This is a genomic window from Microcoleus sp. bin48.metabat.b7b8b9.023 (assembly GCF_013299185.1).
Classification (GTDB): domain Bacteria; phylum Cyanobacteriota; class Cyanobacteriia; order Cyanobacteriales; family Microcoleaceae; genus Microcoleus.
This window is the reverse complement of the sequence record NZ_JAAFKG010000064.1, coordinates 1-26,981: the sequence shown is the minus strand read 5'-3', so window position 1 is coordinate 26,981 and position 26,981 is coordinate 1. Positions and strand designations below refer to the sequence as shown.

Genomic DNA, 26,981 nt, shown 5'->3' with positions numbered 1-26,981 from the left:
AATAAGGCGCTGGCAATCAGCTCGATCTCCTTCAAAAATACCCTGATTTGGACTGTATTTATAGCTAATTTTTGTTGTAGTTTTTTGCAGATAGTTCGTCATTTTTTGGCAATTTTTCCCTATTTTTGGGCGAGCCTTCGATAATATTTGGGGGTATTTTTTGAGGCTTGTATTTCTGATTGTCGGTTGCCTAACTGTTTGTTGGAAGAGATATACTGAAATTTCCCTAGCTTGATTTTCGCCTTTTCAGGGAAACTGGCAGTTGTATTTTTTTACCGTTGTTACTAAAGCTCGGAAACGTCGATACTCCTAAGTCAAACCTGTAGATTTTCTAACGCCACGGCACAAGGGAGGGAGTTTGAGTTCTAGTTTGATGGCGTATCGGAGTGCGTCGGTTCGGTGTCAAGGTCTGAGTACATTTGAGATTTTACCGTTGTCAGCACAGGAATGGTGCCGATCGCCGTTGCGATCGTCCTGGATGAGAGCCTCCGCAATGTCCGCGCGATCGCCCAAAGCGAATTAAGCCGCTATCTACGTAGTGTCTCTGGGAAAAATTGAGGAGCGATCGAGAACGACTCGAAGTACAGTCCGCTTAGAAGGTGGCTGGCCCGAATCAAGTTCTGATGCTGCGAATCTATTGTGGTAAATGCCTCCCGCGAGGGATGCCGCTGCTCCCAAAATCTGCAATTAGATAAATGGCGCACAAGATAGATTTGGTGGTAAAATCAAATATGGTAACCCCCATAGGTGCCAAAGTTTCGGAAAACGTCAAACTGGCCAGTCCATAGGGCTGTCCCTTCCGATGTAAAACCCAAAGTACGTTACTGCAAACAGGCCATATTTTAAGCAAGTTACACTGCGCAGGAGAACTGACAAATGCTACAGCGCAAAATCTATCAACTCTGTTGTGATGGTCGTGAGGTTTCTATTTTTCTTCGAGATCAGCAACGTTGGATAGAGCGCGCTCGTATCCTAGATATTGAAGGGGATCTAGTCACGCTGCGCTACGAAACCGACGAAGAAGACGAAATTAGCTCCTGGGAAGAAATGGTGCGTCTAGAAAGTATTGGAGCTGTGTCCCAGAAGTTGGCTTCGGTGTCGAGAACTAACTGCGAACCCCTAGTTTCTGACGATTGTCCCGAAGCCGAGCAAATTCGCAATCACTACCCGGACTCGAATTTAGAATAGTTTTGATCTAGAGCTTGAGGCACAAAGAATAGTTGGGGGAAAAGAAAACGACTTTTCTCCCTTTTTTGTCGAGGAATGGGGCAAAACTCGGGTTTTGCCGAAAAATCTGCTGGATTGTCACCAAATAAGCTATTTGGATGGAAATTTGAGTTCGATCGCCCGTTTTCGCCTCTGAGCCACCAGAGCAGTCACAGACGCAGAACCAACGAACAACAAATACTGCGATCGCTCTCATCAGAAAGCGCCCTAAGCTGTCGATCGCCATGACAACAATAGGTTTATTCCGCATCTAATTCCTCATCTAGGAAAAATTCAGACTCCGGTATCGCTTCAAACACCGGACAGAAACCATCGGGAGTGACTTTAAAGCCAAACAAAGCACTGGACTGGTTCCAACAGCGCTGGCCGCGGTAGTGCTGGCAATTGCCGCAGCATTCGAGGTTTGCCTGAACGGCGTTGCCTTGAAACAGCAGTTCCCGCTGGGAGATGCCGCGCAGTACCAGTTCTTCGCCTTGCCAGCGCGCTTCTACCAAACCTGTATCGGCAAAATTTGCCCACCGAGGATCGGCTGTAATCGGACTCGGCAAGCTAATTGCTACCTCTGTCCCCAATTCGCTGAGTTCTCCCTCATAGTTAGTTTCGGGGATAGCGGGCTGCAAAAACATTTCCCCGATCGGCAATTCGACAACAGTCCCTACCGCCGGAGTGTGCAACTGGTAGCGGTTTCGCAGCTCGTCCAAGTTAGCTAAGTCAGCCAAATATGCAGGGGAACCGTGCACTAAAATTACGTGCTGCGGACGCAAATTGTGGATGAGCTGGGTAGTTCCCGGCCCGTCGCAGTGTTCGGCTAGCAAGTAAGTTTCAATGAGCCGAACTCCTGATTCCTGCCAGTTGGCAAACCATTCCCTGACGGGATATCCGGGTTTTTGAGGTGCGAGTAAAATCCAAGGATTTGTGCGATCGGCAACGTACAAACCCAAATCAGCAATTTGGTCAGTAATTAAAATACACGGGGTTTTCCCCAATTCGGAGCGCTGTTCGGCAGACAGCCGGCGCACGCGGGGTTTCACCCTTTCGTCCCAAAACAAAGGTTGGTGGAGAGCAAAGTTTTGAACGGCGGTGGGAAAATGGGGCAGTAGTTCCAGATAAGCGTCGCACCCGTCGGCAACAGTGCCGTCCACCCAAATATCCAAGTCGCGCCCGGTGAAGTAGTGGTGGCTGCGGAGCAGCATCAGCAGTTCTTGACCCAAACCGAGGGCGGGTGCCGGTAGCAGTACCGAGTATCCGTCGGCGATCGCGCGGTGGATGCGATCGGCTAACTGATTTTCCAGTTGTCGGCGGTGAGGGTGGCGCGCCGTGCCGTAACTACCTTCCACAATTAACACGTCGGGCTTCATGCCCCGGAGTTCTCCCAGCGGCAAACCTTCCACCAAACGACAATTGGACAGAAAAAAGTCACCGGTGTAAACCAGGGTGTAGGTGCGATGGGGGGCTTCATAGGTCAAGAGTACAGTCGCCGCTCCGGGCAAATGGCCCGACGGGAACAACTGCACGCTCAGTCCCCGGCGCAGTTCGATCGGGGACTGCCAGGGTAGAGCTTCACAGAAACGGGACTCTGGCTGCTGAGACTGGGCCGGCCAGTTAAGCGGTAGCAGTCGCGCTGTGACTTCGCTGGCGTAAATTGGCAGCAGGGGGAAAGCCTGGTGGAGTGCTAGCAAACCTCTGGCGTGGTCGGAGTGGGCGTGGGTGCACACTACGAAATCGGCTGGGGGCGATCGATCTACTGTCGCTGACAGGGGTGCGACATCCTCTATACCGCAGTCGAGTAAAATGCGGTACGGCCCCATTCGCACTAGCAGACAGACCCCTTCCTGGGCGTGGCCTGCGCCGTAAGGTAAACAATCGAGATCCATCACTGCCGTTAGCTCCCTGTACAAGCGCGCAACTTGCAGTATCGCAACATCTAACTAAATGTTGGCTGCGACTGCATTCATTCGATCGAGTTGAGTGTTGGACGCAAAAACCAGGTTTGATGGAGGAAAAGACTGTGTTTCTGTCCTCGTTGTCGGTCAAAAAACCGTCGCTCAAAGTTCTGGTGCGTCAGCTTTGGACTTAAATTTTTCCTTTACACCTGCGGTTCCCGTCGTGCAAGCAAAGTAATTGCATTTAAAATTTGATGCGATCGACGAGGAAAGCGATTTTCTGAAGGCACGGCCAGAAATTGACCTGTCGCCTTCAACAAAGTTAATGCTAGTGGTTCTTGCATCAAAAGTTACATTAGTTACATTGTTATTGCACTTTGTCAGAGCAGCGAACTCGAGTTCTTAAGCTGAGTTTTAAACTTTTTTCATAATTTGTGCCTGCTAAAAGCTCGTCTTTTTTATGAGAAGATTTTAATTCAGCAGCCCAAAGATGTTGACAAAACATTACAAATCTTTATCTGTCAGGTGTTGGGGGCGGTGTAGAGTCGAATAATCCAAACTTCGATAACCAGACTCATGCTGATAAAGTGCTTTTGTTACGAAGATAGTGGCTTTATGAGTGCGATCGGTTTCTTTGTAAAAGTTTGATACATTTTTTTAAGCAAACCTTGTGCCGATCGAGGAGACACATCTTGCAGTGTCGGGCGCTTTTCTTGAGCCAACTTTTGAATCTTCAGCCTGACTCGCCCCATTTCTGAGCCCTCAATCTTCCAAAATCTCAACTAAATCTTCCATTGTCACGTCGAAAGCGCGGGCGATTTTGTAGACAGCAGAAATATCGGCCGTGTTCAAAGCATCGCGCCTCCCGTAGCTTTTTACGGTGTTGTAATTGACTTCGGATCGATCGGCAACTTCTTTGAACGTCCAACCTCTTTGCTCAGCTAGTTCTCGAATCCGCAATCTCACGTATCCCATTAGCGCCATAGCCGTTACTATTCCAAAAACTCGACCAAATCTTCAATCATTACATCAAAAGCCAGGGCGATTTTCCAAACGGCGCTTAGATCAACCATACTCATCCCATCATCGCGTCTAGCATAACCTTTCAGCGTATTGTAATTGACCCCAGAGCGCTCGGCCACGTCTTGGAGCGTCCAGCCCTTTTCTTCTGCCAACTCTCGAATTTTTAGTCTAACTCGCCCCATTTTGCCCTTGACAAGTGGTTAGATTTAACCTTAACATCTAAATAATTCAAAACGACCGCCCTCTTAGCGTCGAAAACTTAAGGGCGATCGCTTTTTCTATCACACCCCGCTTTTGGCGGGGAAGGATTTTCCTATGATACCAACATCGAAGCCAAAATTAAACTCTCATCCCTGGTGTATTGTGCGGCAATTGCCAAATATGCAGCGATTGGTGGTTGCTCGATTCCACCGGCGGGGTGATGCAGAGGGATACATCCAGATTTTACGGCGGTTGTTACCTGCGACTAAACACGCGATCGTCTTTGATACGACTGGGGCCGAGAAATTGCCAGAAGTTCGTTAGCGAAGCCCTCGAAGAGGATCGACTCAGATAGAGCGAATGTTTTAACGGATAAGTGCGATCGCCCTTTTGTGTTTCAATTGACAAGCGATAAATTGTGAAGGGCGATCGGCTTTGGTGTCTTCATTGGTTTGCGATCGTACTTTTTGTCAGAAACCGGGTTTTTTACGACAATTTTTCGTTGGATCGTCTAGATAAAGTAAAAAACCCGGTTTCGAGGAGTCTTAATGCGTAAATCCTGTTCGCGATCGCTTAAAAGGCGATCGATCGACCAAAGAGGCATCTAAAAATTAATTGCACAATCAAACCGCTCGATATTATTGCATTACAATATATCGAGGTAAAGTTGGAACGGTAGTTGATGAATGCGATGCAGAATTTGTTGAAGTTGAGTTTAGCGATTTGCAAGGTTGTACCTACGCGCTAGAATCCCTTAAAAAATCGCAGTTAATGATTTTGCATCACAGTCCGCTTGCAGAAACCCAATGGTTAAAAAGTCAGCCATCATTACAAAAACCAGTTTTAAATCGCTAATAATCCCCGTGCAGCTAATAATTAGCCGTTGCCAACTAACAAGATAAGCATTTTTTAGATTGACTGTTTGCGATTTACTTATTATAATTACCAGGTCAAAAATAATAAAAATCTTACGCCTAACAGTTTTTCTCAAATAACAGGTAAAATATTCTAAGTTTGCGCGTACCGAACGCCGCAGGCTCAAACTATTATCTGTTAAGGATTCGTCCTAATTCTTAGGAGCGGGATTTTAAAATATGCATCTCAGCGAACTGACTCATCCAAACCAATTACACGGCCTGTCGATTCATCAACTCGAACAAATTGCCCGACAAATTCGAGAAAAGCATTTAGAAACTGTAGCAGCGAGCGGCGGACACCTCGGCCCAGGATTGGGTGTAGTCGAACTGACCTTAGCACTCTACCAAACCCTGGATCTCGATCGCGACAAAGTTACCTGGGATGTCGGCCATCAAGCTTATCCGCACAAATTGATCACCGGGCGCTACAACCAATTTCACACCCTGCGCCAAAAAGACGGCGTTGCAGGCTATCTCAAGCGCTGCGAGAGCAAATTTGACCATTTTGGAGCTGGTCACGCTTCTACGAGCATTTCCGCTGCTCTAGGAATGGCTATGGCGCGCGACCTGAAGGGCGAAAACTTTAAAACTGTAGCAGTCATCGGCGACGGCGCATTGACTGGCGGCATGGCACTAGAAGCGATCAACCACGCGGGCCATATGCCGAAAACCAATGTGATGGTAGTGCTCAACGACAACGAGATGTCAATCTCGCCCAATGTCGGCGCAATTACCCGCTATTTGAACAAAATGCGACTTTCGCAGCCGGTGCAATTTCTCAAAGATAACTTAGAGGAACAATTCAAACAAATTCCCTTTGTTGGCGAAACTTTTACCCCAGAAATGGAACGCCTCAAAGAAGGCATGAAACGGTTAGCCGTATCGAAAGTGGGAGCCGTAATTGAAGAATTGGGCTTTACCTACATGGGCCCGGTAGATGGACACAATTTGGAAGAGTTAATTGCTACTTTCAAACAAGGTCATACCATCCAAGGCCCTGTGTTAGTTCATGTGGTGACGGTGAAGGGCAAAGGATATGCGATCGCGGAAAAAGACCAAGTAGGATATCACGCCCAAAATCCCTTTAACTTAGCCACGGGGAAAGGCATCCCCTCGACCAAACCCAAGCCACCAGCCTACGCAAAAGTATTTGCCCACGCCCTGGTTAAGCTAGCAGAAAATAATCCCAAAATTGTCGGCATCACCGCTGCCATGGCAACCGGAACTTGCCTAGACAAACTTCAGGAAAAACTACCGAAACAGTACATCGATGTTGGGATTGCCGAACAGCACGCAGTGACTTTATCGGCAGGTTTAGCCTGCGAAGGAATGCGTCCGGTTGTCGCAATTTACTCGACATTTTTGCAGCGGGGATACGACCAAATAGTTCACGATGTCTGCATCCAAAACTTGCCAGTGTTCTTCTGTTTGGATCGCGCCGGGATTGTCGGCGCCGACGGCCCAACCCACCAAGGAATGTACGACATTTCATACTTGCGCTGTCTGCCAAATATGACAATTATGGCGCCAAAAGACGAGGCAGAATTGCAGCGGATGGTAGTCACTGGCATCAACCACACGACAGGCCCGATCGCCATGCGTTACCCGCGCGGCAACGGTTACGGCGTGCCTCTGATGGAAGAAGGTTGGGAAGAATTGCCGATCGGCAAAGCGGAAATCCTTCGCAACGGCGATGACGTGCTAATCTTAGGTTACGGTTCAATGGTTTATCCGGCGATGCAAACCGCCGAGATGTTGAGCGAACATGGCATTGAAGCAACTGTGATTAATGCACGTTTTGTCAAGCCTTTAGACACTGAATTAATCTTGCCTTTGGCACAGCGAATTGGCAAAGTTGTCACGATGGAAGAAGGTTGTTTAATGGGTGGTTTTGGTTCAGCAGTAGCCGAAGCTTTGATGGATAACAATATTCTCGTACCACTGATGCGGCTGGGCGTACCCGATACATTGGTGGATCATGCAACGCCGGAACAATCCTTTGCCACTTTGGGATTGAATCCGTCGCAAATGTGCGATCGTATTTTAGCAACATTCAGCCGCAAACAGTCACCAGTTAGCGTCTAATTTCACTCGTTCACTCGTTCCTAGGCTCTGCCTGGGAACGCTGATCCGGAGGCTCTGCCTCGAATTTTCCCTACTTCCAAAACGAGGCAGAGCCTCTAGACATTGGTTCCCAGGCAGAGCCTAGGAACCAGTTAAACGAGTTAAGAAATGCCCACTTTATGAGAGTGTAACAAAACGCCCCTGCAAGTCAGATGGTGTCACACTCAGCACTCTAGCTAAAACTTGACCTGTGGCAGCAATTTGAATCGTAGTACCGTCATAACGGCCGTTTTTATCTACATCTGTATCGGCGGCTGAAATTTTGCCTTCTCGAGGAAACCTCCCTGAAATGAAAATAACATCCGATAGCGCGAAAGAAAAGGGAATAAGTGTAATATTTGCCTCAGTTAAACCGCCAGTCAAGCCAATGCGATCGATCGACCTTTCAAAGTCTAGAATACCATCCCATGCCGAACCACTAAAACTACGGTTAGAGTTACGCCTGGGATCTTCTGCAACAACATCCGTTCTCAGCACAAACACATCACTACCCGTTCCGCCTTTGTAATAAGTGTAACCTCGATCGCCACTCAGAGTATCGTTACCCGCACCTCCATCCAATAAATCATCACCTCTGCCACCATACAAAATATCATCTCCGTCACCACCGGCAAGATAATCATCATCAGAACCACCAATCAAAGTGTCTCTGCCACCTTCACCATATAAATCATCTGCGCCTTTACCGCCTTCCAAGTTGTCATTGCCATCTCTGCCAAATAAAATATCTTTACCAACATTGCCATTGGCGATATCATTCCCAATAGAACCCACGATCGTATCATCGCCATCTAAGCCTAAAATACCTCCAGGAAACTGAGCCATCAAACCAGGATTAATAGTAAAATTATCAGAATTGTTAGTTAAGTTCAAAGTGTTTGCCACGATTGATATCCGAAAAATGTAATTTACGAAACACACCCTAACATCGAACTCCAAGAAGCGTCAAGAGTGACTGAGATCGTGCGATATCAATCGTTACCAGGCAGAGCCTGGTAACGGAGCTCCAGAGGCTCTGCCTCGAATTTTCCCCACTTCCAAAACGAGGCAGAGCCTCTAGACATTGGTTCCCAGGCAGAGCCTAGGAACCAGTTAACCAGTTTATGATATGATTGAATGAAAGTTTCACGATAAGGGAGAATCAACAATGACTTATCTCAACCCAACTCGCAGAGTACCCCGGAAAAGATTGCACGCAAAACGCATACTTTCTCCAGAAGAAATAGCCCAATGGTACGCCGAAAGAGCCGCATTTCGCCAGCGGTGTCAACCCATATTCGATCGCCTCAAACCAGAATTGATTAAAACCCACTACAACTGGTACATGGCGGTTGAACCCGACAGCGGAGAACATTTTATCGAACAAGATTCGTTAGCTGCTGGAAAAATGTGTCGTCAGAAACATCCCAATGCTATCCCGCACGTATTTCGGATTAATGAAACCGGAGTTTGTGGCACGATATGATGGAAGGAATATTTGGCGATAATGACGAGCTGTTTTTTGAAATTTCATTGATTGCCGATAACGGCTTAGAATTACCTGTTGATGCTCTGCTAGATACAGGTTTTTCTGGCTGGTTAGCAATGGATATTCAGGATTTAGAAGGGCTTGATTGGACTTATGTAGACAAAGAAACAATGCAAACAGCTAAGGGAGAATTTGATTTCGATATTTATGCAGGAAAAGTGCGTATTGAAGGTCAAGAGTTTGACATTCCCGTTCATGTGGGTGCGGGAGTACCGGAAATTTTAATCGGCCGCCAGTGGCTGAAAAATCGGCGTTTAATAGTTGATATTTCGGCGGGTATTTTGACATTGGAAGCGAATTAAAAGTAAGATGAATTTAAAAAATTTTGATATAGTAATAGTAGGAGCCGGCCCAGCAGGAGGCCACTGTGCAAGAATTCTAGCCAAATCCGGCCGCAAAGTCTTGCTTGCAGAACAAAACGACAATTTTAATAAAAATGACTTTTCCAGCGCCGCCACACCTTTAGAAACCCTCTCTCAATTCGATTTACCCGAATCAGTTATCGGCAGTTTTTGGCACAAACTGACTATTGAAACTAGCAAAGTTAGTCAAACTTGGGAATCTCCCGAAAGTTTGGGAGTTGTGCTCAACTTTGCTAAATTTAGAGCATTTTTAGCCGACGAAGTTGAGCGATTTGGCGGTGAAGTTTGGCTTGGTTGTCGCTACACCGGACATTCCCAAGCCAACGGCGAAACCACAGTAGAATTTAAACAGTTATCTGACAGTAAACTTATCAAAGTTACCACGAAAGTCTTGGTTGATGCTACTGGCTTTGCTAGGGCGATTATGTACGACAAAGAAAATGATAAGCCTGATTTTTTGTCGGGAACCGGAATCGAATATTTAATTGAAGTTGAACCGGAAGTTTACAATAAATATGCCAATGATTTAATCTTCTTTTTGGGTGATAAATGGATGCCGAAAGGTTATTCTTGGATATTTCCCATGGAACAAAATAGACTGAAAGTTGGTGCGGGACGCATTTTTTTAGATGCCAAAACGGTTAAGCATTTGTCACCGCTGAAACAGTATATTGATTTGCTGATTGATGAATATTTGAAGTCGGAAAATTATAAAATTATTGACAAGCACGGTTCGACGCTGAAATACAGTCCTGGTTTGCGGGATATTTATTGGAAGGATAACATAATTGCGATCGGCGATACTGTCTCGACAGTAAATTTTCTGGGCGGTGAGGGTATCAGACACGGGATGGATGGCGCCGAAATAGCTGGGAAATACATTGAAAAATATTTGGATGGGAAAAGCTCAGATTTTCGGGATTATGAGACCCAAATGCACCGCAAATTCCATCGGAAATGGAATATTTCGGAAAGGTTGGCGGTGAGAAAGTATATTGATGATGTGAATGATGAATTGACGGATAAAATGATTTCTTATTTGAAGTACATGAAAACTAAAGATGTGATGGATATTTTATTTGATTATAAGTTTGAGAAGATTTCCAGAGGATTTGGCGGTTATTTGCGACGTAAATTTCAGGGATTGATGCAGCGGCTGAGAAAAAGTTTCTAGCAATTATCTAAACAATCATAAATTAGGTTCGTAGTGAGGACTTCAGTCCTTGATGAATGCGGACTAAAGTCCTCACTACGAACCAATTTTTCTGAGTGAGGACTTTAGTCCTTGATAAATGCGGACTAAAGTCCTCACTACGAACCAATTTTTCAATCATAAATTAGGTTCGTAGTGAGGACTTCAGTCCTTGATGAATGCGGACTAAAGTCCTCACTACGAACCAATTTTTCTGAGTGAGGACTTTAGTCCTTGATAAATGCGGACTAAAGTCCTCACTACGAACCAATTTTTCTGAGTGAGGACTTTAGTCCTTGATAAATGCGGACTAAAGTCCTCACTACGAACCAATTTTTCTGAGTGAGGACTTTAGTCCTTGATGAATGCGGACTAAAGTCCTCACTACGAACCAATTTTTCTGAGTGAGGACTTTAGTCCTTGATGAATGCGGACTAAAGTCCTCACTACGAACCAATTTTTCTATTATTTGTAGTGAGCACTTCAGTTTTCTTGCGGACTAAAGTCATCACTACAAACCTAATTCCCAGAAATTTTCTGCTGTTACTTGAATGCGGGGTAGCGACATTAAAGAATCGTAAAAATTGCTCGTACTCGATCTATATGATACACCGAAACTATACCCACTTGCTCCGATTAAATGCGCTACAATTTCATCGACATTCCCGTAGGGATAGGCAAAAACTCTCACAGTTTTCCCTAATCCCCGTTCCAAAGTTGCGCGGGATTTCGCCGCTTCGCGCACAATTTCTGTGGGGGACAATGAAGTCAGAGGCTGATAAGTGGCAGACATGGAACCAAATTCAATCCCTGCATCCCGCAATTGTCTAATTTCCGGCCATTCCATTAACTGTACTTGGTCAAATTCGGCTTTTTCCCAACTATTTGTCTTTCCTATTGACTCGGCTACTAGAAAAACAGTGGCTGTAAAGTCAAGGCGTTTTAGCAAAGGGAAAGCGTAGGTTAAAAAGTCGAGATAGCCACCGTCAAAAGTTATCAATACAGCTTTACCTGGTAAAGGAGTTTTAGTTAGTATTGCATTTTGCCAATCTTCCCAAGTTGCACTGTAATAACCATTTTCTTTCAGATACTGCAACTGTTGTTCAAAAACCTGCGGAGTAATTGCATTTATAGCATCGGGAGAAATGCGACGGTAGGCGAGAATCGAGAGTTTTTCTGTAATGCTATCAATGTCAAATATTTGAGGTTTCACTGAGTGAGAAACTTGTCGGTGAGGCGATTTTTGCCAAATGATTTCGGGTGCGTAAAATAATTGCTTTGGTAACTCGTTTTCTCGGGGAATTTGCATTATCACTTCCCCTGCGATTGCTGCTGATTTCGTTAATTCCCGCAGCGCCTGGGCAGGGAGTGCGGCGCGACGGCTGATACTGGTTCCTGTGGCACCGTATCGCCTACCAAACATCACCGCATCTTGGGGGTAAATGCCCCTAGAACCCTTTGCATTCAACCAGTCGGGTAGATTCGACCTTTGTTGGGCAGCAGAGGTTAAGTGCTCGCGCAGCGATTGCTTATTATCTAATGGTTTTCCCAACAAAGCTTCTCGCACGGTGGCGACGCACAACTCAAAACCGATATGTCGAGTAATTGTCGATCGCACTTTTTGAGCAGAAACAAAGTTATTTTCCACGGTAACGGTTACAATAGCGATCGCCACACCGCCTACTGTCACCAGCACGTCAATTTCAGCAAGCTCAACTTTGATGTTAGGCAATTCTGCGCTAACTTCCACAGCAATCAAGTCTCCATCGAGAGTGATTGTGACTGCTTCATCGGCGGTTTCGGGATTGTAAAAATTAGCCTCAACCCAATTCGGACGATTCCAGATTTCTTGTAAAAATAGCGTCCATTCCAGTTGGGGAGTTTCTGGATTGTGTTGAAAGAAGCGTGAAAGTATTGGCCAAGCAAACTGGGCTGCGATCGCATCTGCCAACACCGCACCCGTCACAATCCCGTCACAGATGGGCAATTCAATAAGGGACTTGCGTAGAAATAAGAGCCCAGCCATGCTATTGTATTGTCGAAGGAGCAGCCAAAGGATTGGTATAGTATTAAGCTCCAAATCCCTAACTTCGAGTTCAACACCTGCTAACTTGATTGTACAGCACAGGCGATCGAATATTTGTGGAACCTTAATATCCGAAATTAATTCGCTCACCTCCACCGTAACCTTGTAGGCAATTCTCGAATTTACCCACTCGATATGAGTTAGAATATTTTTAATTTCACTATCTTTAAAAACTCGATGATATTTGTGAACCTTAGTGCTTTGAATATCCCTGGCAATTCCTTGGTGCCAAGGTAAATTCAAACTCAGCTTAGCTGCTTTTTCCTTATAATTAATCAGCATTTCAGCATCATACTCAATTCCAATAAAATTACAAATATCCTCTAAAACTAATTTTTTGTTTTCTACAAAATCTTCATATCTAACCAATATATGATTAGATTTATCCAGATAGTTATGGCTAGTTAATACTGCATATTTCCATCGCTCGATACAGCGTTCTAAATCCCAACCACTACCCCACAATTCGTTAAAATTTCGAGTGGCTTCATACATAGAAGCGATGCAATCCATACTATTTCGCAAAATATGTATAAACTTAACATCCGGCAAAAAGCGCTCTATATCCTCAATAAAATATATGTGTTCCGGCGTTTTTTCCAACCAAATGCTTTTGTTTTCTTCCGCAGCCAAACCATCCAAAACTCTCACAAACCAACTAACTTTAGCTTCCACACTTTGACTGTCATCAAAACCTTCCAAAAGTTCAGGGCGATTAATCTCATCATTGAAAAAAGCTTCTATCCTACTTGGCAACTTTGCCACAAACTTCTCGTACAATAAATAGTGAAAAAACTTAGATTCAGGGAAAGAAATAACTTCGGGATGGGCGGCTAATAAACTTTGCAGAATTGTCGTACCGCTTCTCGGAGCTCCTACTAAAAATATTCGTTTCATTTTTATACTTTACGATCTTTTTTAAGTGAACCGCAGAGAGCGCAGAGGACACAGAGGAAGAGAAAGAAGAGGTATGATTCATCTTCCTCTCTGCGCTCTCTGCGCCCTCTGTGGTTAAAAACTTTTTTCCTAACTCCAACTAAAATCTTCCTTCAACAAGTCAGAAAGCTCCTGATTGTAATGCTTAAAATAATTTGTTAATTCTTGTTCTATTTCCGCAGGCATATTGCTGTAATCCTCAGCACTATTAGCATGATATTCTTTAACAGCACTAGCCTTGATATCCAAGAATTCTAACACCTGAGAAAACACATCTCCCGGATTTTTTTGAAAATCTTCGCTTTTGAGAATTAGCAACTGTTCCCTGGGGAAATAATCGAGCCAATTCTTGAGTTGTTCGACATAGATTCCCCGCGACAAGTAGGAATAATGCTGGTGGTTGAAACTGTAATAACCTTCATCGGCTTTGATTTTTTCGATCTCACCTTTGAGTCTGTCTGGTTCAGATGCGATCGCCTTTTCAAAATCCAGCTTTTCACAGCCGATCGCCACTTCTAAATGATAGTGCATCCACGCTCTTTGTACCGGGTTGCGGAGCATCACAATCAGCTTAACATCCGGGAAACACTTGTAAACCCGCTCGGCCACCAACGGATGGTAAATATAGTAAGGAGTCATCTCCCACAGCAGCACTTTGTCACCTGCGACACTCCGCGTCAACTGCTTGCTGTACCACTCAACACCGCGCTCGAAATTCAATTCAAAAAAGTGTACTTGCTTAGCACCTTCTTTGATATTTTGCAAGTGATTTTCTAGATAGCCGTATAAAGCTTCGGTGCTGCACTTTTGAGCGCCCAGAATTAAAAAGTCAGGTGACTGCTTATTTTTCAACTGAGTGGAAATCTTGGCGTAGCTGGGATTATTTTTGTTCAAAGCGTGAACTTTGTCAGTTGTTTCTGGCAAATCCAGCACCTCCATTTTGCCGTCAAACTCCCAGCGGTAGGGCGGACAAAGGATCGTTTTTTGGTGTACAGTCGATCGCACGTACAGCGGATAAACGTGCCAGTGATAATCGTAGGCGTAGGCCCAATTCTTCTCGTAAACCCCAGGATTCACGTAATACTGCCCGTTTCCTAAATCCAGCCTGTCTACGTGCAGCCGGATTTTGCCTTTACCTTTCGCCAGCGGTATCAACCGCCCCATTTGATTAGTATTAGTCTCAAAACAACTTTGACCGTCTTCCCGACTGATTGTCACCCCAAAAATAGCAGCAGCAATCGGTTTCGGAACCGTATAATGAATTTCAATAGTAATCGTATCGCCGCTGTCTATTTCTTCATCCGGCAACACTTTGACATCCGTAATTTCTACGTCCAAAGAACCGAAACGGTTTTCATTAACTCGCAATTCCGATCCCGTACTTGTAACTTGAGGAGGACGCATGGGAGTGCGCTTGTCAGTTTCCGATCGCATTTCCGACAAATACTGGCCGACTACGATTTCCGTCTCTCCGTAAGCCATGATTTTACCATCCCGCAGCCACATACCCCGATCGCAAGTTTTTTGAATTTGCGCCGCACTGTGAGAAATTAAAACAATCGCTGCTCCTTGATTTTTAAACTCATCTATCTTTTTCAAACATTTAGTTTGAAAAGCCACGTCTCCAACCGACAAATATTCATCAATTAACAAGACTTCCGGATTGGTATGAATTGCCACTGAAAAAGCCAACCGCATTCGCATCCCCGTGCTGTAAGTCCGCAGCGGGCTGTCGATAAACTGTTCTAATTCCGCAAATTCAACAATCTCGTCAAACCGGCGCGCCGCTTCCCGGCGAGTCAAACCGGCCACCACTGCGCCCACAAACACATTTTCTCTGCCCGTTAAATCCGAGTGAAAACCGGCACCCAAATCTAACAAACCGCCAATTCTACCGTTAACTTTAATCGTGCCTTCCTCAGCGCGGCCGATACCGCCAACAAGTTGCAGCAGCGTGGATTTTCCCGCCCCATTTTTGCCGAGAATTCCCAGCATTTCCCCTGGCGCAACTGTAAAGCTGACATCCCGCAGCGCCCAAAAACTTGCCTGGGGTTTCATCCGCCACCAACCCCACAATGCAGCCTCCATAATTGTCAGAGGTCGATCGGCACTGTAGCGGTTGAAACGCTTACCTAAACCGTTAACTACAATAGCGTTACGCATTTACAATTCCTCCACAAATCGATCGCTTTGTCGTCTAAAAATTCCTAGTCCGAGCGGCAAAAGAGCAGCCACAACCAAGCTAAGAATTAGCAGGGTTGGCCAGTTCGGCTGGATGCCTTTGAGCAGTATTGCCCGGTAAGCTTCTATCAGCGGCACCATCGGATTTAACTGATAGAAAGGCTGAAATTCTTTGGGTACGCTTTTGAGGTCGTAGAAAATTGGAGTTAGGTAAAAAAGCATCTGCAACAACACGCCCAAAGTGTGCTGGGTGTCTCGGAACGTAACGTTAATGGCTGCTAGGGGATAGGCTAAACTCACAGTCAAAATGAATTGAATAATCATCAAAAGTGGCAGGGAAAGCAGCGCTGAAGTTGGCTGAATTCCGTCCATTGCCAAAAAGATAATTAGCACCGGCAGCGCCAGCAGAAAGTGAATCAATCCGGTGGTAGTTGTCACTACAGGCAAAATAGCTGTCGGAAAATTTGGCTGTCTGATTAGAGCCAGATTTCCCGTAATTAGTCCGGTTGCTTGAAACAGTGCTGTCTGAGTCCAAGTCCAAATTAACAAACCGCTGAATGCAAAGGAAGAAAACTGCGGAATATTTACCGGAATTACCGATCGAAATACAAAGGAAAAAACCGCCAACTGCAACAGCGGGTTGATCAAAGTCCAAGCAATCCCCAGGGTCGATCGCTTGTAGAGTAGTTTCATGTCGCGATCGACCAACTCCCGCAGCAAATCGAAAAAATGAGCAATTTTGCGCCGATTTACCAGTTTTACCGCTTTGATCACTGTAAACCTCCAACGATTATCGGCTGTTCAACTTCCTGCAATTCCTCCTCGGGGAGAGCGGCCAACCGCTGGGCTTGCAACTGCGCTTCCCTGTAAGCAAAAGGACTTTGCAGAGCTCCCATCAACTCGCTCACGATCAATTTGCGAGGAAACCAGCCCGGATGCCTCAAACGCTTCAGCATCCACCCGCTAATCCACTCAGACCAAGCAAAACGCAAAATTTCCAGGCGGCTGACTGTACGGTTGCGATCGCACGTCAACAAATAAGCCCCAAAACCGCGTCCGTTATCCCTTAGCTGCCGGCTCAAAGCCTCGCCGCTGCGCCTGTGTACGTGCCACACTAAAGCTCTGGGTTCGTAGAAAGTCGAGTATCCCTTCGCCAAAATCCGGTGAAACATCTCGATATCCCCAGCCCCCCGAGTCGGAGTCCCCACATCCAAAGCTGGGTCAAAATTCCCAACTTCCGCGAACACTTGACGCCGGAAACCCATATTGGCGCCGACTCCGTAAGCGCTCGACCACAGCAAGCCCTTCGCCGAAAGCTGCCTACCATCAACTTTAAAACAGTGGGTGTATTGCAGCATTCCCCCATAGTCGAATTCAAATTGAATTTGAGCCTCTGTTTCGAGTTCCGCTGGCGCCACTAAACCGCTAACTGCCATAATTTCCGGGTCAGCAAAACCCGCAGCCATTCCTCGCAGCCAACCGACATCCGGTCGCACGTCGTCGTCTGTAAAAACAACAATCTCGTGGCTGGCTTCAGCGATACCGCGATTGCGCGCCCAATCCAATCCTGGCCGTTCTTCCTTGACGTAGCGTACAGGTAATCGCGCCACGAATTCAGCGGTGCTGGTGTTGGAAGGAGCGTTGTCTATAACGATGATTTCGCGATCGGGATAGTCCACAGCAAGGATTGCTTCCAGAGCGCCTTTAAGTAAGTCTGTGCGATCGCGCGTGCAGATAACCACGCTAATTGGGGGCAGCGGATAATTTGGCTTTCTTTCCAAGCCCAAATGCTCTGGGAGAATTACTTTTGCCAATTCCTTGCCTATTTGTGCCACAATTGTCGATCGCACCCGCTCTGCCGAAATAATTGCCTGCCAAGGATCGTTTAATATTTCCACCCATTTTAGAGGCACTCCCCGATAGAATACCAAGAGGCGGATTTTTTCGTATTTCTCAAGTCCGCGAATCGGATTTATCGGTTCTAAAAACTCGATTTTCAGTAGTTTTATTCCCATAAATTGCTCCTAAAAATAGTGTTCAACAGTTGACAGTTGACAGTTGACAGTTGACAGTTGACAGTTGACAGTTGACAGTTGACAGTTGACAGTTGACAGTTGACAGTTGACCGAAAGAGAGCGCTCTCTATCCTTAAGTCCGAGGATTGAATTAATGAATAGTCCAATCTGAATTTCTCCCGCTCTCGGTTCCGGATTTCAACCAATTCTTTCTGGTAAGAAGAAGGAAGAAGGAAGAATTTACTCGTTACCAGGCTGTGCCTGGTAACGGAGATTAGGAGGCTCTGCTTCATAATCCTGTGCCGAGGCAGAGCCTCTGGATCTAGGTTCCTTTCGCTGTGCCTGGGAACCTTTTATTCCCCATTACCAATGAACAATTACGCATTATTCAACTGCCAACTCATAATTTTTTTCCAAAGCAATTAGAGGGTTTTCGAGATTTGTTTCAGCAGTTTTGGGCATACCGTTAACCGCGATCGCAATTAGCAATTGATCCGACACTAGATTAGCCAGAATTGAACGCAGGTGGACGCCCCGCAGCGGCTCGACACCAAATTTGGGAGTGACGTGACCGACAAGCATTTCACCGTAACGGAGATAAATGCCATCGGGCCGTTCAGCGTCGAGCAACCTTTCTGCTGCTTCCCAACCTTGCTGCAAATCGATCTCTATTTCGCGATCGCTCAAATCGGCGCGGGCCGCCCCACCCTGCATAAAACTAGAAATTGCCGATCGAGTTTTCAACTCATCAATCACCCCCCGAAAATACCAATAACCGCGCAATTTTCCGCGCAGCCACCGCCAAGTTGTACGCATCCCCAAGTTTTCGAGAACATCCAGAGCTTTTCTCAGTCCCGCAGCCAGCAAATCCACCGCCGCCGGCCAGGAAAACGCGACATTAGTTAAAATTTTGTCTGCCAAGGAATAAGGAATTTCGTAGTCTTTGATGTGCAGTAGGGGTCTGAGTTCCGGGTGTCGCTGACCGATTAAAACATCCGATCGCCCTTCTTGACGAGCTCGGCGAAAAGAGCGATCGAGATTGTTAGTTTCGTGTTCGTAATGATAGCCGACAGCTTCAGTCGCCATCACAAAAGGTACACCAGCTTTCAGCAAGCGCACCCCAAACTCGTAATCTTCGCCGCCGCAGTTCCCGAAAGCCGCATCGAAGCCATTTAGACGAGCAAACAGTTGTGCATCCAGAGAAAGATTCCCACTAACCAAATCTTCGTACTCGAATCGGCGATCGTGGCGGCTCATCAGATAAAATTTTTCTTCCCACCAAGCCCGCACTTCCACATCAAAATATCTAGTGCTTCCTTGCAACTTAGGCGGGTAAGGGCCCATAACCACGGAGCCCGGTCGTTCTTGGTGAGTCCGAACGTGGCTTTCCACCAGTAGCGGCATGGCTTCGATATCGTCATCCAGAAACAGCAGCAATTGTCCGCTAGCAGCCGATGCTCCTGTATTGCGGGCAATTGAAGCACTCCGGCAATTTACCTCGATCGCGTGCAGTTTAAATGGAGCTTTGTAGTCTTGTAGCATTGCCAAAGTATCGTCAATGCAGTTATCTGCGACGACTGTAACTTCCATGAGGTCGATCGGATAAGTTTGCGATCGCAGAGCATCGAGAGCCCGCCGCAGCGAAGAACTACGATTGTGACTGGGAATAATTATACTAACAGTTGGATTTTCTCTATTCATATTAGATTGGATTGGTAATTGGTAATTGGTAATTGGTAATTGGTAATTTGTGATTTACTCGTGACTAATGATAGTTGACCTATTGTAGGGGCGGCGCCCCCGTGCCCGCCCTCTCCACTAAAATCACAGGGCCCAAGCCCAACAACTTACCTCATCTGATAACCGCTATAGTTGACATTAACTAATGACTACTAACTACTGACTAATGACTTCTTCTGGGATTTTTTCAAACTGCTTCCGAGAAGCAAAATAAGCCATCGGGCCCTTAGCACAGCCGCGCAATTGAGCTAACAGCAAATCGCTCGGAACGGATTCGGGTCGCTTGCGCAAAGAAGCAACTAATTCAGGAATTTGTTTGTGCCGCAGCCATCCCCAAGCTAATAGAGGTACGCTAAATTCTCGGTTGATAAAAAACATCCGAGTCCAAAAAGCATAGACTCCGATGCCGTAGCCGTGCAGCGTTTTTTCCAATTCTTCCCAGGTGCGGCGGTGGCGGTGCCAACTCAAGGCTCTCGGTTCGTAGACGATGCGGTAGCCAGCGCGCAAAATGCGGGCAAACAGTTCGCAGTCTTCGCCCCCGACAGTCGGCGTCCCCGCCCCCAAAGCTTCGTCAAACAGGCCTATCGAGTCGATCGCGCTTTTCCGCAAAGCCATACTCGCTGACACACCCACCGAAGCTACAATCAGCGGGTTGCAGTGTGCCCCATCAAAAACTTGGCGATAGAAGCCCCGCCCGTGGGGGCTGTAGCGCTCGAACCATTCTTGTGCTTTGGTTTCGAGTTCTAAAGGCATAATCAGCCCCGTGACGCACATAACTCGCGGATCGCTAAAATTTTGCAAGAGCGATCGCAACCAATTCGGATCTGGCACGGCATCGTCATCTGTAAACGCTACAAAGTCGTGTTTAGCTTCGCGTAAAGCTCGGTTGCGGGCAGCGCTGGAGCCCGGTACGTCCTCGCGCACATAGCGGACTTTTGGATAGTTTTCAACCAGTTCCCTGCTCGCCTCCGTGGCGGGACAGTTGTCAATTACTAAGTATTCCTGACCGTCGTCGGGCAGCCGCATAAACGCGTCGAGACAGCGCTGCAAATCTTCCGGGCGATCGCGCGTGCAAACCGCTACAGTGGCTGTTGGCATTGCCTGTACCGGCCCGCGTTCGTCCCATTCCAGGGTATCGTAGAGCCAATCTTTCCAAAGGCGATCGCCCACAGCATTCATCAGTGTTTCCCGCAATTGAGAACCCTCAATGCGACCTCCGACTGCGGGTAAAGTCGCTTGACCGATCGGTTTTCCGTGCAGTCTAATTAAAACCAAGGCTTTGCTGTAACGCTCCTCAACCGCTATTTCTGGCGGTAGTTGGGAGATTTCCAGGTCGAGAATAGCTGTTGCCATTTTAGATTTTAGATTTTAGATTTTAGATTGCAGAATTGTGAATTTTAGATTGCTGAACAAGGTTCAAAAAAAACATCTATTCTCCGTATTTTACCGGATGTCTTTTAGCCAAAATTGTTGTAGGAGATAGCAATTTATCAATGTCATACTTGTCGCTCACCGATCGCGAATCAAACATAAAGCCTCATTTTGGTGATTGCTGTTATTTATTTTTACTTTCGATCGTCGGCTGATGTCAAGTTTTTATTCTACACAATTTTTACCCTCGAAGGCGATCGCACGTCCGGGCTGATGTCAATTGCAGGTGTTAATCGCCCCTGCTATCGAGGGCTAACAAACATTGAAAGGACTAAAGTCCTTACTACGAACTGGTTTGTAGTAAGGACTTCAGTCCTTCTGCTTCTATACAGGTTCGATAGTTCGGACTTCAGTCCTTCTGCTTCTATACTCGCGTTTGACTGTGCAAAATTTCTGCTAACAGCATCTCTTGGCTTTTCGCAGGTTCTTTGCAAGTCAAACACTCACAAACTAACCCGATAACACCTTCAGGTAAATCAGCCTCAATCTGACAGACAGCAGTCGGATAATACCGCGAAATCAATCCAGGAATCTGGTCGGGCGACGTGCGAATTAGGGTAGAATGCTGGTACCAATCCAAAGCCGAAAGTAGACTCGGACAAGCTTGGGGACTATCTCGGACAATACTGCTGAAAGCTTGCAAAGCTTGTTCGGCGCGATCGAGATATTCTAAATTCTGATCCAACAGCGCCAAACGAACCAAAGAGGCGATCGCAATTCCATTCGCCGCCGGAGTAGCATTGTCAGTATAACTGCGTTCTCGCACCAACAAATCCCCGCTAGCATCCTTAGCAGTATTGTAATACCCGCCCAATTCCACGCTCCACAAAAACTCATCAAACTCATCTTGCACCCGCACAGCTTTCTCCAGCCAAAACTGAGAATTCGGCAATTGCTGTACAGATTCCCCGTTTCCTAACATCAAACTCGCTTGATGCAAATCCAACAAAGCTTTCACAAACAAAGCATAATCTTCTGACTGCGCCGCCACAGCAGATTGTCCGTCATAATTCAGTCGCTGAAACCGCCCGTCAATCCACTGATTGTCTAAAATAAAATTAGCAGCTTTCACAGCCAATTCCAAATACTCAAAATTCCCAAAAACAGCCGCCGCCCGCGCCAAACCCGAAATCATTAAGCTATTCCAAGCCGCAATCATTTTAGTGTCAGTAACTGCGGGAATTCTCCCCGGCCAACTGTCGTTTTTCGCTTCTTGATTGTTGCGGGCGGGCGGAAAGGTTTTCACAGCATCTGGATAGTTGCCGTAGCGCAGAGCAAAAAGTTTAGCTAATGCCGTTTCTACGGTTGCATTGAGTTTTCCCGGATGTCGGCGCTGCAATACATTTTTGCCTTCAAAATTGCCGCTGCGACTAATATCAAACGCTTCTTGAATTTCAGCAAATTCCTCGATAGTTAACAGGGTTTGTAGTTCGGTGTAAGTCCAAACATAAAACGCTCCTTCTTCCGGCTCAGACCCCCCCGTTGCCCCCCCTTGGTAAGGGGAGGTTGGGGCGGTAAAACTGTCAGCATCCTGTGCTGCGTAGAAATAGCCGCTCGGCGCGGTCATTTCTCTCTTCAACCATTCTACTGTCCGCGCGATCGCACCTTCAAAAGCCGGTTCTTCAATTCCCGCGCTCCACAAATTCGCTAAATACTCTACAATTTGACCGTTGTCGTAGAGCATTTTTTCAAAGTGCGGCACAGTCCAAGTCGCGTCAACCGTATAGCGGTGAAATCCCCCGCCTACGTGGTCGTAAATGCCGCCCAAGGCTAAGTCTAAGCCGCGCTGAGTGCAGACTTGTTTGCTATCGTATTTTGCATCAAAATTAAAGCGCGTTCCCCGCAGTGCTAGCTCAGCATAGGGCATCATTGGAAAACTGGGCCCGGGGTTACTGCCGGCAATAATTCCGGTATTGAGTTCTAAGCCTTTTTGGAAGACTTCGCGATTTAATTCTGCGGTTGCTACTGACAGCAGCGCCGACTGGTGGAGGTTGTCTAAAATTTCTCCTTTGAAGGCTTGCAATTTGCGCTTTTCTGTGTCGTAAAAGCGGCGAATAGATTGCAAAACTTCTAAAAATCCGGGGCGTCCGTAGCGCGGAGTTACGGGGAAATAAGTGCCACCGTAGAAGGGAACTCGCTCGTCGGGAGTGAGAAAAACGTTGAGCGGCCAACCGCCTTGGCCGGTCATCATTTGCAAAGCTTGCATATATATGCTGTCGATGTCCGGGCGTTCTTCGCGATCGACTTTTATCGGTACAAACTGCGAATTCATGTATTCGGCGATCGCGCGATCGGAAAATGCTTCTCCTTCCATCACTGTACACCAGTGGCAACTAGAGTAGCCAATTGACAAAAAAATCGGTTTATTTTGGCGCAGGGCCGTTTCTAAGGCTTCGTCGCACCAGGGCCACCAGTCGATCGGGTTTTCGGCGTGTTTCCGCAGGTAAAGGCTTTGGGATTGAGCAAGACGGTTGACCATAATCAAAGATAATTTAACTCGTGCTGACTGCGCTTGTTACTTCTCTAGCAGTTTAGCGCCAGATGTTGTAGTTGCATCCTTCTCATTCGCCCTCTTTTAAAATTATCACTCAATATACTTGGGTTAACAGTTTTGTGTGTCATTGCTGACCGGAGCGAACAGCGCAGCAATCTCGGTATCTGTGTTTCACCGACTTTTACTTCCGCAACGGTATTATCTCAAGGATATTGTCTGATAGCTTAAGTTATCTGGGTTGAAAATGAGTCGATCGTGTCGGATAGCCTTCAATCAACATAGGTTACACTGTGTTCTTCGCTGATTCCAGCCGTTGCTGCTGCTAAAATCAAAATCTACGTGCGTAAGAGAAAACACCTAAGTACGGTCAATGAATTCACAAATTTCGGTAAATTCCAGGAGCATCTTCATTCCTCAAAAACTTCATCAAAACTTTATCAAAACATATTGCGCCTACCTGTTTTTAGGCTTATATTGAAGATGTGAACGAAACAAACATAAGTCCAGCAAACTTGCAAACATAAGGTATTAATCATGAAATTTCCATTAACATTTGTTCAGTCCATTGTATCTGTTGCCAGTGTCGCTGCTCTTAGTGCTTTGTCCGCTGCACCTGCCTCCGCCTTCACCTTTGGTAATGTCGTGGGTGGCGATACAGTGGGAGACGCCTATAAAGATAGCTTTACCTTTGACGTAACAGGAAATGCATCATCAGTTTTTTTTAAGATTGCCAACTCGGGCAATGCCGCAGCCTCTACTATGTTTATTAGTAAAGTTTTCTTTGATGATAATGGCTATCTGTCTGCTCCCACAGCTAACGTTGGCAACACTGGTGACGTAGCCTTTACTGGTGGTGCTTCTAACGATCAGCTCCCTCAAGGTGGTAATGGCTTCACCACAGACTATGCCTTCTCACGTGACAATGGTGCTGGTAATAAATGGGGCGTCCAAGGTGGCGAAGCTCTGGGATTGAGCTTTAGTGGTAATTATAATAATGTAATTGCCGCCTTGAATAGCGGTGCCTTAAAATTAGGTTTGCACGTTCAAGCGTTGCCCAATGGTGCAAGCGATACTTTCGTCAGCAGCAGTGCCAACACTGAAAATACTCCCGAACCTTTAACCATGCTTGCTGCGGGAGCCGCAGTTGGTTTTGGCGCCATGTTCAAAAAGCAACGCGCTCAAGCTCAAAAAGCTGAATAGACAGCCATCATTTTAAGGGGTTTTGCATCAGGGGTTGACCCCAAATAATTACTTCTAGATATCTCTAAAAATCTGGTTTCATCAAGAAACCAGTTTTCCTAATATCTGGGTATTATTTAAATCACACCATCTAATCTATTAACTAATAACTAATATCAAAATGTTTAAAAGAAAACTTTTTTTGCTAATCGTTATTGCCACAGGTTTAATAACACTGAACATGACACTCCTTTGGAAAATGGGGGATATAGCACATTTTTATATGAGTATAGTTTTTTGGTTGGCTGTGGGTTCCCTACTTTGGGATAAGCAGGATAGTCTAAAACAAGGAGGGGTAAAAAGTGACACAATATCAATAGTTGCTGGAACCATATTAATAGCTTTTATTTTATTAAAAAGTGCTATGGTTTCCAGTCAATCAAGTTATTTTTTAAGACTGGCACCTTTTTTATCTGGTTTAGGTTTGAGCCTAATTGCGGTAGGTTTTAAACATTTAAAACAATATTGGCGTGAATTGCTAATACTATTTGTCCAGGGAGTTCCCAGTGTAATTACATCACCTTTATCGGAGAATATGGCCACACTTACTACTAAATTTGCTCATGTTATTTTGTGGTATTTAGGTTTTGATGTAATGCGTGAGGGTAATTATGTTGCTTTACCGACAGGAAGGGTCTTTGTATATGGGGGATGTTCGGGTATGGAGGCAATGAATTACTTATTAGGTTTATCTGTAGTTTGTTTAGTGATGTTTCCTACAAAACAAAATAAAGCTTTGGTAATAGGTGTAGCTATCGCTTTGGGTTATATTGTCAATGGTTTTAGAGTGGCTGCAATGGCATTGTTAGTTGCACATAAGCGCCTAGATTTGTTTAAATATTGGCATGATGGTGAAGGTTCTTTAGTGGTGGGGATGATTGCGGTAATTTTGTTTGGGATATTTTATCAATTTCTCTTGAAAAAAGATAGCAAAATTCGTAAATTTTTGGCAAATTAATTAGTTTAAACGTGAAATAATATCACGAAAATATTAGTAGGAATGCCTCATTTTTTTTGAATCTATCAACAGCCAATTATGGTAATTAATATATTTTTTTTTGAAGCTCTTATTTTGATTATATTTTGATAGTATTTTATGTATGTTTGCAAAAAAATCCCAGCTTTACTTTTTGATTAATAAGTTATGTCTTATTAATTATTCGTTATTTAACACTCATCTGCGCCTGAAAGACGGGATGGCAGACACGGGGCAATATTTACAAATTTATTTAGACATTTTATTTAGACGCACTCTCGTTAAATTTATTCAGACCGACCGCCTCGATCGTGTTTTAATATGATGATTGATTATTGAGAGCTACAATGAGTTTATCATCTCGAAGAACGTTCAATCAACGGCTCGGAAAATTTTTACTGACTGCCGCATTTCCTCCCGCTATTCTCAAACAGTGCCAAGCTGAACCCTCAAACCAAGCCGAACCATCGAACCAAGCGGCATTAAACAGCAATAGTAAGAAAGTTCCGACTAAAAAAGTAATTCCCGAAGTAGAATTATTCGTGCCGACTTTTTTAGGAAATGACCAGCGCAGGTTTTACGGTAGAGGTGTCCCCAAAGGCTTGAAGTTAATCAACAAGTTTGAGCTAGGAAGCGGCCGGACTTTTCTGGGAAGGCAATCTCAAGTTTGGAGTGGTGCCGGTTGGACAGGACAGCCAACTATTACCAGAGATCGGGATAAAACTTATTTAATTATAGGTTCTTTCGACCACTATTTGCACAAAATAGACATGGCGACGAATAAGGAAGTTTGGCGCTATGAATTTGATGATATAATTAAAGGAAGTTCAACAATTTATATCGACAAAACAGCCAACGCTGAAAACAGAATTGTGATTTTGCAAGGCAGCCGCAGCGGCGGTGGTGGCAAAAATGTTGTCCCGAGTTTTAGGGCAATATCTTTTAGAACTGGTAAGGAACTGTGGAAGTTGGACATCCGGAGAACGCCGAGCTACAGTCAGGATAACGATAGCAGTGCTTTGTATCTGGGCGATGGCCTGTTGTTCAATGCGGGGGAAAATGCGATCGGCTATTTTATCAATAGTTCGGTCAGCAAAGCGAAAGTTAAACAAGGAATTAAGCAACCGCAGATCTTGTCAGAAGTGCAGCTTTATGCGCCAGGAGATATCAGCAAGCACGGCGGTAACTTGGTGGCAGAATCATCACCTTCTCGGCTCAAAGATAGACTGTTTATAGCTGCGGGTTCTGGACATATTTATGGGATAAGTATTAAAACAAAAAAGATAGTATGGGATTTCTATAAGCTGTTCGACATCTAAACTGCATTAACTAAGTTACCTTTATTTTTGATTTTTCGGTTCCATTTCATAATTAGTCCTCCTTCATTTAAAAGTTTATGTAACAGTGATTCTAGTTTTTCAATGGA

The 26,981-nt window shown here is 45.5% G+C and carries 24 protein-coding genes; 10 read left to right on the top strand and 14 right to left on the bottom strand.

Annotated elements, in window-relative coordinates; translation table 11 throughout:
• Window positions 1–876 precede the first annotated feature (876 nt).
• Window positions 877–1,188 carry a DUF6679 family protein gene (locus tag QZW82_RS27150; protein ID WP_006633466.1) on the top strand — a complete coding sequence of 104 codons (312 nt, stop codon included), beginning with the start codon at window positions 877–879 and terminating at the stop codon, window positions 1,186–1,188.
• A gap of 7 nt (window positions 1,189–1,195) precedes the next feature.
• On the opposite strand, the gene QZW82_RS27145 is transcribed toward QZW82_RS27150, so the two are convergent.
• From QZW82_RS27145 to QZW82_RS27125, 5 genes are all read right to left on the bottom strand, one after another.
• On the bottom strand, window positions 1,196–1,477 hold the full coding sequence (locus tag QZW82_RS27145; protein WP_293155725.1) for a hypothetical protein: 282 nt from the start codon (window positions 1,475–1,477) through the stop codon (window positions 1,196–1,198).
• Window positions 1,467–3,101: an MBL fold metallo-hydrolase gene (locus QZW82_RS27140; protein ID WP_293155722.1), complete on the bottom strand. Its 1,635-nt coding sequence runs from the start codon at window positions 3,099–3,101 to the stop codon at window positions 1,467–1,469. Before QZW82_RS27140 ends, QZW82_RS27145 begins: the two co-directional genes overlap by 11 nt.
• A 212-nt stretch (window positions 3,102–3,313) precedes the next feature.
• Window positions 3,314–3,454 (bottom strand): hypothetical protein, encoded by a 141-nt coding sequence (locus QZW82_RS27135; RefSeq protein ID WP_293155720.1) that lies wholly within the window; start codon window positions 3,452–3,454, stop codon window positions 3,314–3,316.
• Window positions 3,455–3,872: 418 nt separating this feature from the next.
• Window positions 3,873–4,085 (bottom strand): helix-turn-helix transcriptional regulator, encoded by a 213-nt coding sequence (locus tag QZW82_RS27130; RefSeq protein WP_293155770.1) that lies wholly within the window; start codon window positions 4,083–4,085, stop codon window positions 3,873–3,875.
• 17 nt (window positions 4,086–4,102) lie between these two features.
• The gene (locus QZW82_RS27125) at window positions 4,103–4,315 is read right to left on the bottom strand and encodes a helix-turn-helix transcriptional regulator (protein ID WP_293155717.1); all 213 of its coding nucleotides are present in this window, start codon (window positions 4,313–4,315) and stop codon (window positions 4,103–4,105) included.
• A gap of 133 nt (window positions 4,316–4,448) precedes the next feature.
• Here QZW82_RS27125 and QZW82_RS27120 point away from each other — a divergent pair, with 133 nt between their 5' ends.
• The 3 genes from QZW82_RS27120 (at window position 4,449) to dxs (ending at window position 7,336) form a co-directional block, all read left to right on the top strand.
• Entirely contained in the window at window positions 4,449–4,658 is a 210-nt protein-coding gene (locus QZW82_RS27120) for a hypothetical protein (RefSeq protein WP_293155714.1), read from the top strand.
• Between the two features lie 291 nt (window positions 4,659–4,949).
• A complete protein-coding gene (locus QZW82_RS27115; RefSeq protein WP_293155711.1) occupies window positions 4,950–5,189 on the top strand; it encodes a DUF4926 domain-containing protein in 240 nt (79 codons plus the stop codon).
• A gap of 239 nt (window positions 5,190–5,428) precedes the next feature.
• Window positions 5,429–7,336, top strand: coding sequence for a 1-deoxy-D-xylulose-5-phosphate synthase (gene dxs / locus QZW82_RS27110; protein ID WP_293155708.1), 1,908 nt, complete (start codon window positions 5,429–5,431; stop codon window positions 7,334–7,336).
• A gap of 156 nt (window positions 7,337–7,492) precedes the next feature.
• Here the strand turns inward: dxs and QZW82_RS27105 are convergent, their stop codons facing one another.
• On the bottom strand, window positions 7,493–8,260 hold the full coding sequence (locus tag QZW82_RS27105; protein ID WP_293155705.1) for a calcium-binding protein: 768 nt from the start codon (window positions 8,258–8,260) through the stop codon (window positions 7,493–7,495).
• Between the two features lie 262 nt (window positions 8,261–8,522).
• On the opposite strand from QZW82_RS27105, the gene QZW82_RS27100 reads away from it, so the two are divergent.
• The 3 genes from QZW82_RS27100 to QZW82_RS27090 are packed head-to-tail and all read left to right on the top strand — an operon-like array spanning window position 8,523 to window position 10,439.
• Window positions 8,523–8,840, top strand: a complete 318-nt coding sequence (locus QZW82_RS27100) for a hypothetical protein (RefSeq protein ID WP_293155702.1) — start codon at window positions 8,523–8,525, stop codon at window positions 8,838–8,840.
• Window positions 8,837–9,205: an aspartyl protease gene (locus QZW82_RS27095; RefSeq protein WP_293155699.1), complete on the top strand. Its 369-nt coding sequence runs from the start codon at window positions 8,837–8,839 to the stop codon at window positions 9,203–9,205. Before QZW82_RS27100 ends, QZW82_RS27095 begins: the two co-directional genes overlap by 4 nt.
• Before the next feature lie 7 nt (window positions 9,206–9,212).
• Window positions 9,213–10,439: an NAD(P)/FAD-dependent oxidoreductase gene (locus QZW82_RS27090; protein ID WP_293155696.1), complete on the top strand. Its 1,227-nt coding sequence runs from the start codon at window positions 9,213–9,215 to the stop codon at window positions 10,437–10,439.
• A 529-nt stretch (window positions 10,440–10,968) separates the two neighbouring features.
• Here the strand turns inward: QZW82_RS27090 and QZW82_RS27085 are convergent.
• The 8 genes from QZW82_RS27085 to QZW82_RS27050 form a co-directional block, all read right to left on the bottom strand.
• Complete coding sequence (locus QZW82_RS27085) at window positions 10,969–13,440, bottom strand: sulfotransferase (protein ID WP_293155693.1); 2,472 nt, start codon at window positions 13,438–13,440, stop codon at window positions 10,969–10,971.
• A gap of 129 nt (window positions 13,441–13,569) precedes the next feature.
• Complete coding sequence (locus QZW82_RS27080; RefSeq protein WP_293155690.1) at window positions 13,570–15,642, bottom strand: Wzt carbohydrate-binding domain-containing protein; 2,073 nt, start codon at window positions 15,640–15,642, stop codon at window positions 13,570–13,572.
• Window positions 15,643–16,434, bottom strand: coding sequence for an ABC transporter permease (locus QZW82_RS27075; RefSeq protein ID WP_293155687.1), 792 nt, complete (start codon window positions 16,432–16,434; stop codon window positions 15,643–15,645).
• Entirely contained in the window at window positions 16,431–17,675 is a 1,245-nt protein-coding gene (locus tag QZW82_RS27070; RefSeq protein ID WP_293155684.1) for a glycosyltransferase, read from the bottom strand. The genes QZW82_RS27075 and QZW82_RS27070 overlap by 4 nt, the downstream gene beginning before the upstream one ends.
• Window positions 17,666–17,842, bottom strand: coding sequence for a hypothetical protein (locus QZW82_RS27065; RefSeq protein ID WP_293155681.1), 177 nt, complete (start codon window positions 17,840–17,842; stop codon window positions 17,666–17,668). Before QZW82_RS27065 ends, QZW82_RS27070 begins: the two co-directional genes overlap by 10 nt.
• A 217-nt stretch (window positions 17,843–18,059) precedes the next feature.
• The gene (locus tag QZW82_RS27060) at window positions 18,060–19,376 is read right to left on the bottom strand and encodes a glycosyltransferase (protein ID WP_293155678.1); all 1,317 of its coding nucleotides are present in this window, start codon (window positions 19,374–19,376) and stop codon (window positions 18,060–18,062) included.
• Between the two features lie 195 nt (window positions 19,377–19,571).
• Window positions 19,572–20,768 carry a glycosyltransferase gene (locus tag QZW82_RS27055; RefSeq protein WP_293155675.1) on the bottom strand — a complete coding sequence of 399 codons (1,197 nt, stop codon included), beginning with the start codon at window positions 20,766–20,768 and terminating at the stop codon, window positions 19,572–19,574.
• A gap of 442 nt (window positions 20,769–21,210) precedes the next feature.
• A complete protein-coding gene (locus QZW82_RS27050; protein ID WP_293155672.1) occupies window positions 21,211–23,325 on the bottom strand; it encodes a thioredoxin domain-containing protein in 2,115 nt (704 codons plus the stop codon).
• 549 nt (window positions 23,326–23,874) lie between these two features.
• Here QZW82_RS27050 and QZW82_RS27045 point away from each other — a divergent pair.
• The 3 genes from QZW82_RS27045 to QZW82_RS27035 all read left to right on the top strand — a co-directional run bounded on the left by QZW82_RS27045 (window position 23,875) and on the right by QZW82_RS27035 (window position 26,874).
• Window positions 23,875–24,540 (top strand): PEP-CTERM sorting domain-containing protein, encoded by a 666-nt coding sequence (locus tag QZW82_RS27045; protein WP_293155669.1) that lies wholly within the window; start codon window positions 23,875–23,877, stop codon window positions 24,538–24,540.
• Between the two features lie 160 nt (window positions 24,541–24,700).
• Window positions 24,701–25,537: a cyanoexosortase A gene (crtA, locus tag QZW82_RS27040; protein WP_293155666.1), complete on the top strand. Its 837-nt coding sequence runs from the start codon at window positions 24,701–24,703 to the stop codon at window positions 25,535–25,537.
• 365 nt (window positions 25,538–25,902) lie between these two features.
• Complete coding sequence (locus QZW82_RS27035; protein ID WP_293155663.1) at window positions 25,903–26,874, top strand: PQQ-binding-like beta-propeller repeat protein; 972 nt, start codon at window positions 25,903–25,905, stop codon at window positions 26,872–26,874.
• The last annotated feature ends 107 nt before the right edge of the window (window positions 26,875–26,981 follow it).

Excerpts from the sequence above, each read along its gene's own strand:
- QZW82_RS27150 (WP_006633466.1), top strand. The coding sequence starts at position 877 with ATGCTACAGCGCAAAATCTATCAACTCTGTTGTGATGGTCGTGAGGTT.
- QZW82_RS27145 (WP_293155725.1), bottom strand. The coding sequence starts at position 1,477 with ATGCGGAATAAACCTATTGTTGTCATGGCGATCGACAGCTTAGGGCGC.
- QZW82_RS27140 (WP_293155722.1), bottom strand. The coding sequence starts at position 3,101 with ATGGATCTCGATTGTTTACCTTACGGCGCAGGCCACGCCCAGGAAGGG.
- QZW82_RS27135 (WP_293155720.1), bottom strand. The coding sequence starts at position 3,454 with ATGCAAGAACCACTAGCATTAACTTTGTTGAAGGCGACAGGTCAATTT.
- QZW82_RS27130 (WP_293155770.1), bottom strand. The coding sequence starts at position 4,085 with ATGGGATACGTGAGATTGCGGATTCGAGAACTAGCTGAGCAAAGAGGT.
- QZW82_RS27125 (WP_293155717.1), bottom strand. The coding sequence starts at position 4,315 with ATGGGGCGAGTTAGACTAAAAATTCGAGAGTTGGCAGAAGAAAAGGGC.
- QZW82_RS27120 (WP_293155714.1), top strand. The coding sequence starts at position 4,449 with ATGATACCAACATCGAAGCCAAAATTAAACTCTCATCCCTGGTGTATT.
- dxs (WP_293155708.1), top strand. The coding sequence starts at position 5,429 with ATGCATCTCAGCGAACTGACTCATCCAAACCAATTACACGGCCTGTCG.
- QZW82_RS27100 (WP_293155702.1), top strand. The coding sequence starts at position 8,523 with ATGACTTATCTCAACCCAACTCGCAGAGTACCCCGGAAAAGATTGCAC.
- QZW82_RS27095 (WP_293155699.1), top strand. The coding sequence starts at position 8,837 with ATGATGGAAGGAATATTTGGCGATAATGACGAGCTGTTTTTTGAAATT.
- QZW82_RS27090 (WP_293155696.1), top strand. The coding sequence starts at position 9,213 with ATGAATTTAAAAAATTTTGATATAGTAATAGTAGGAGCCGGCCCAGCA.
- QZW82_RS27085 (WP_293155693.1), bottom strand. The coding sequence starts at position 13,440 with ATGAAACGAATATTTTTAGTAGGAGCTCCGAGAAGCGGTACGACAATT.
- QZW82_RS27080 (WP_293155690.1), bottom strand. The coding sequence starts at position 15,642 with ATGCGTAACGCTATTGTAGTTAACGGTTTAGGTAAGCGTTTCAACCGC.
- QZW82_RS27070 (WP_293155684.1), bottom strand. The coding sequence starts at position 17,675 with ATGGGAATAAAACTACTGAAAATCGAGTTTTTAGAACCGATAAATCCG.
- QZW82_RS27060 (WP_293155678.1), bottom strand. The coding sequence starts at position 19,376 with ATGAATAGAGAAAATCCAACTGTTAGTATAATTATTCCCAGTCACAAT.
- QZW82_RS27055 (WP_293155675.1), bottom strand. The coding sequence starts at position 20,768 with ATGGCAACAGCTATTCTCGACCTGGAAATCTCCCAACTACCGCCAGAA.
- QZW82_RS27050 (WP_293155672.1), bottom strand. The coding sequence starts at position 23,325 with ATGGTCAACCGTCTTGCTCAATCCCAAAGCCTTTACCTGCGGAAACAC.
- QZW82_RS27045 (WP_293155669.1), top strand. The coding sequence starts at position 23,875 with ATGAAATTTCCATTAACATTTGTTCAGTCCATTGTATCTGTTGCCAGT.
- crtA (WP_293155666.1), top strand. The coding sequence starts at position 24,701 with ATGTTTAAAAGAAAACTTTTTTTGCTAATCGTTATTGCCACAGGTTTA.
- QZW82_RS27035 (WP_293155663.1), top strand. The coding sequence starts at position 25,903 with ATGAGTTTATCATCTCGAAGAACGTTCAATCAACGGCTCGGAAAATTT.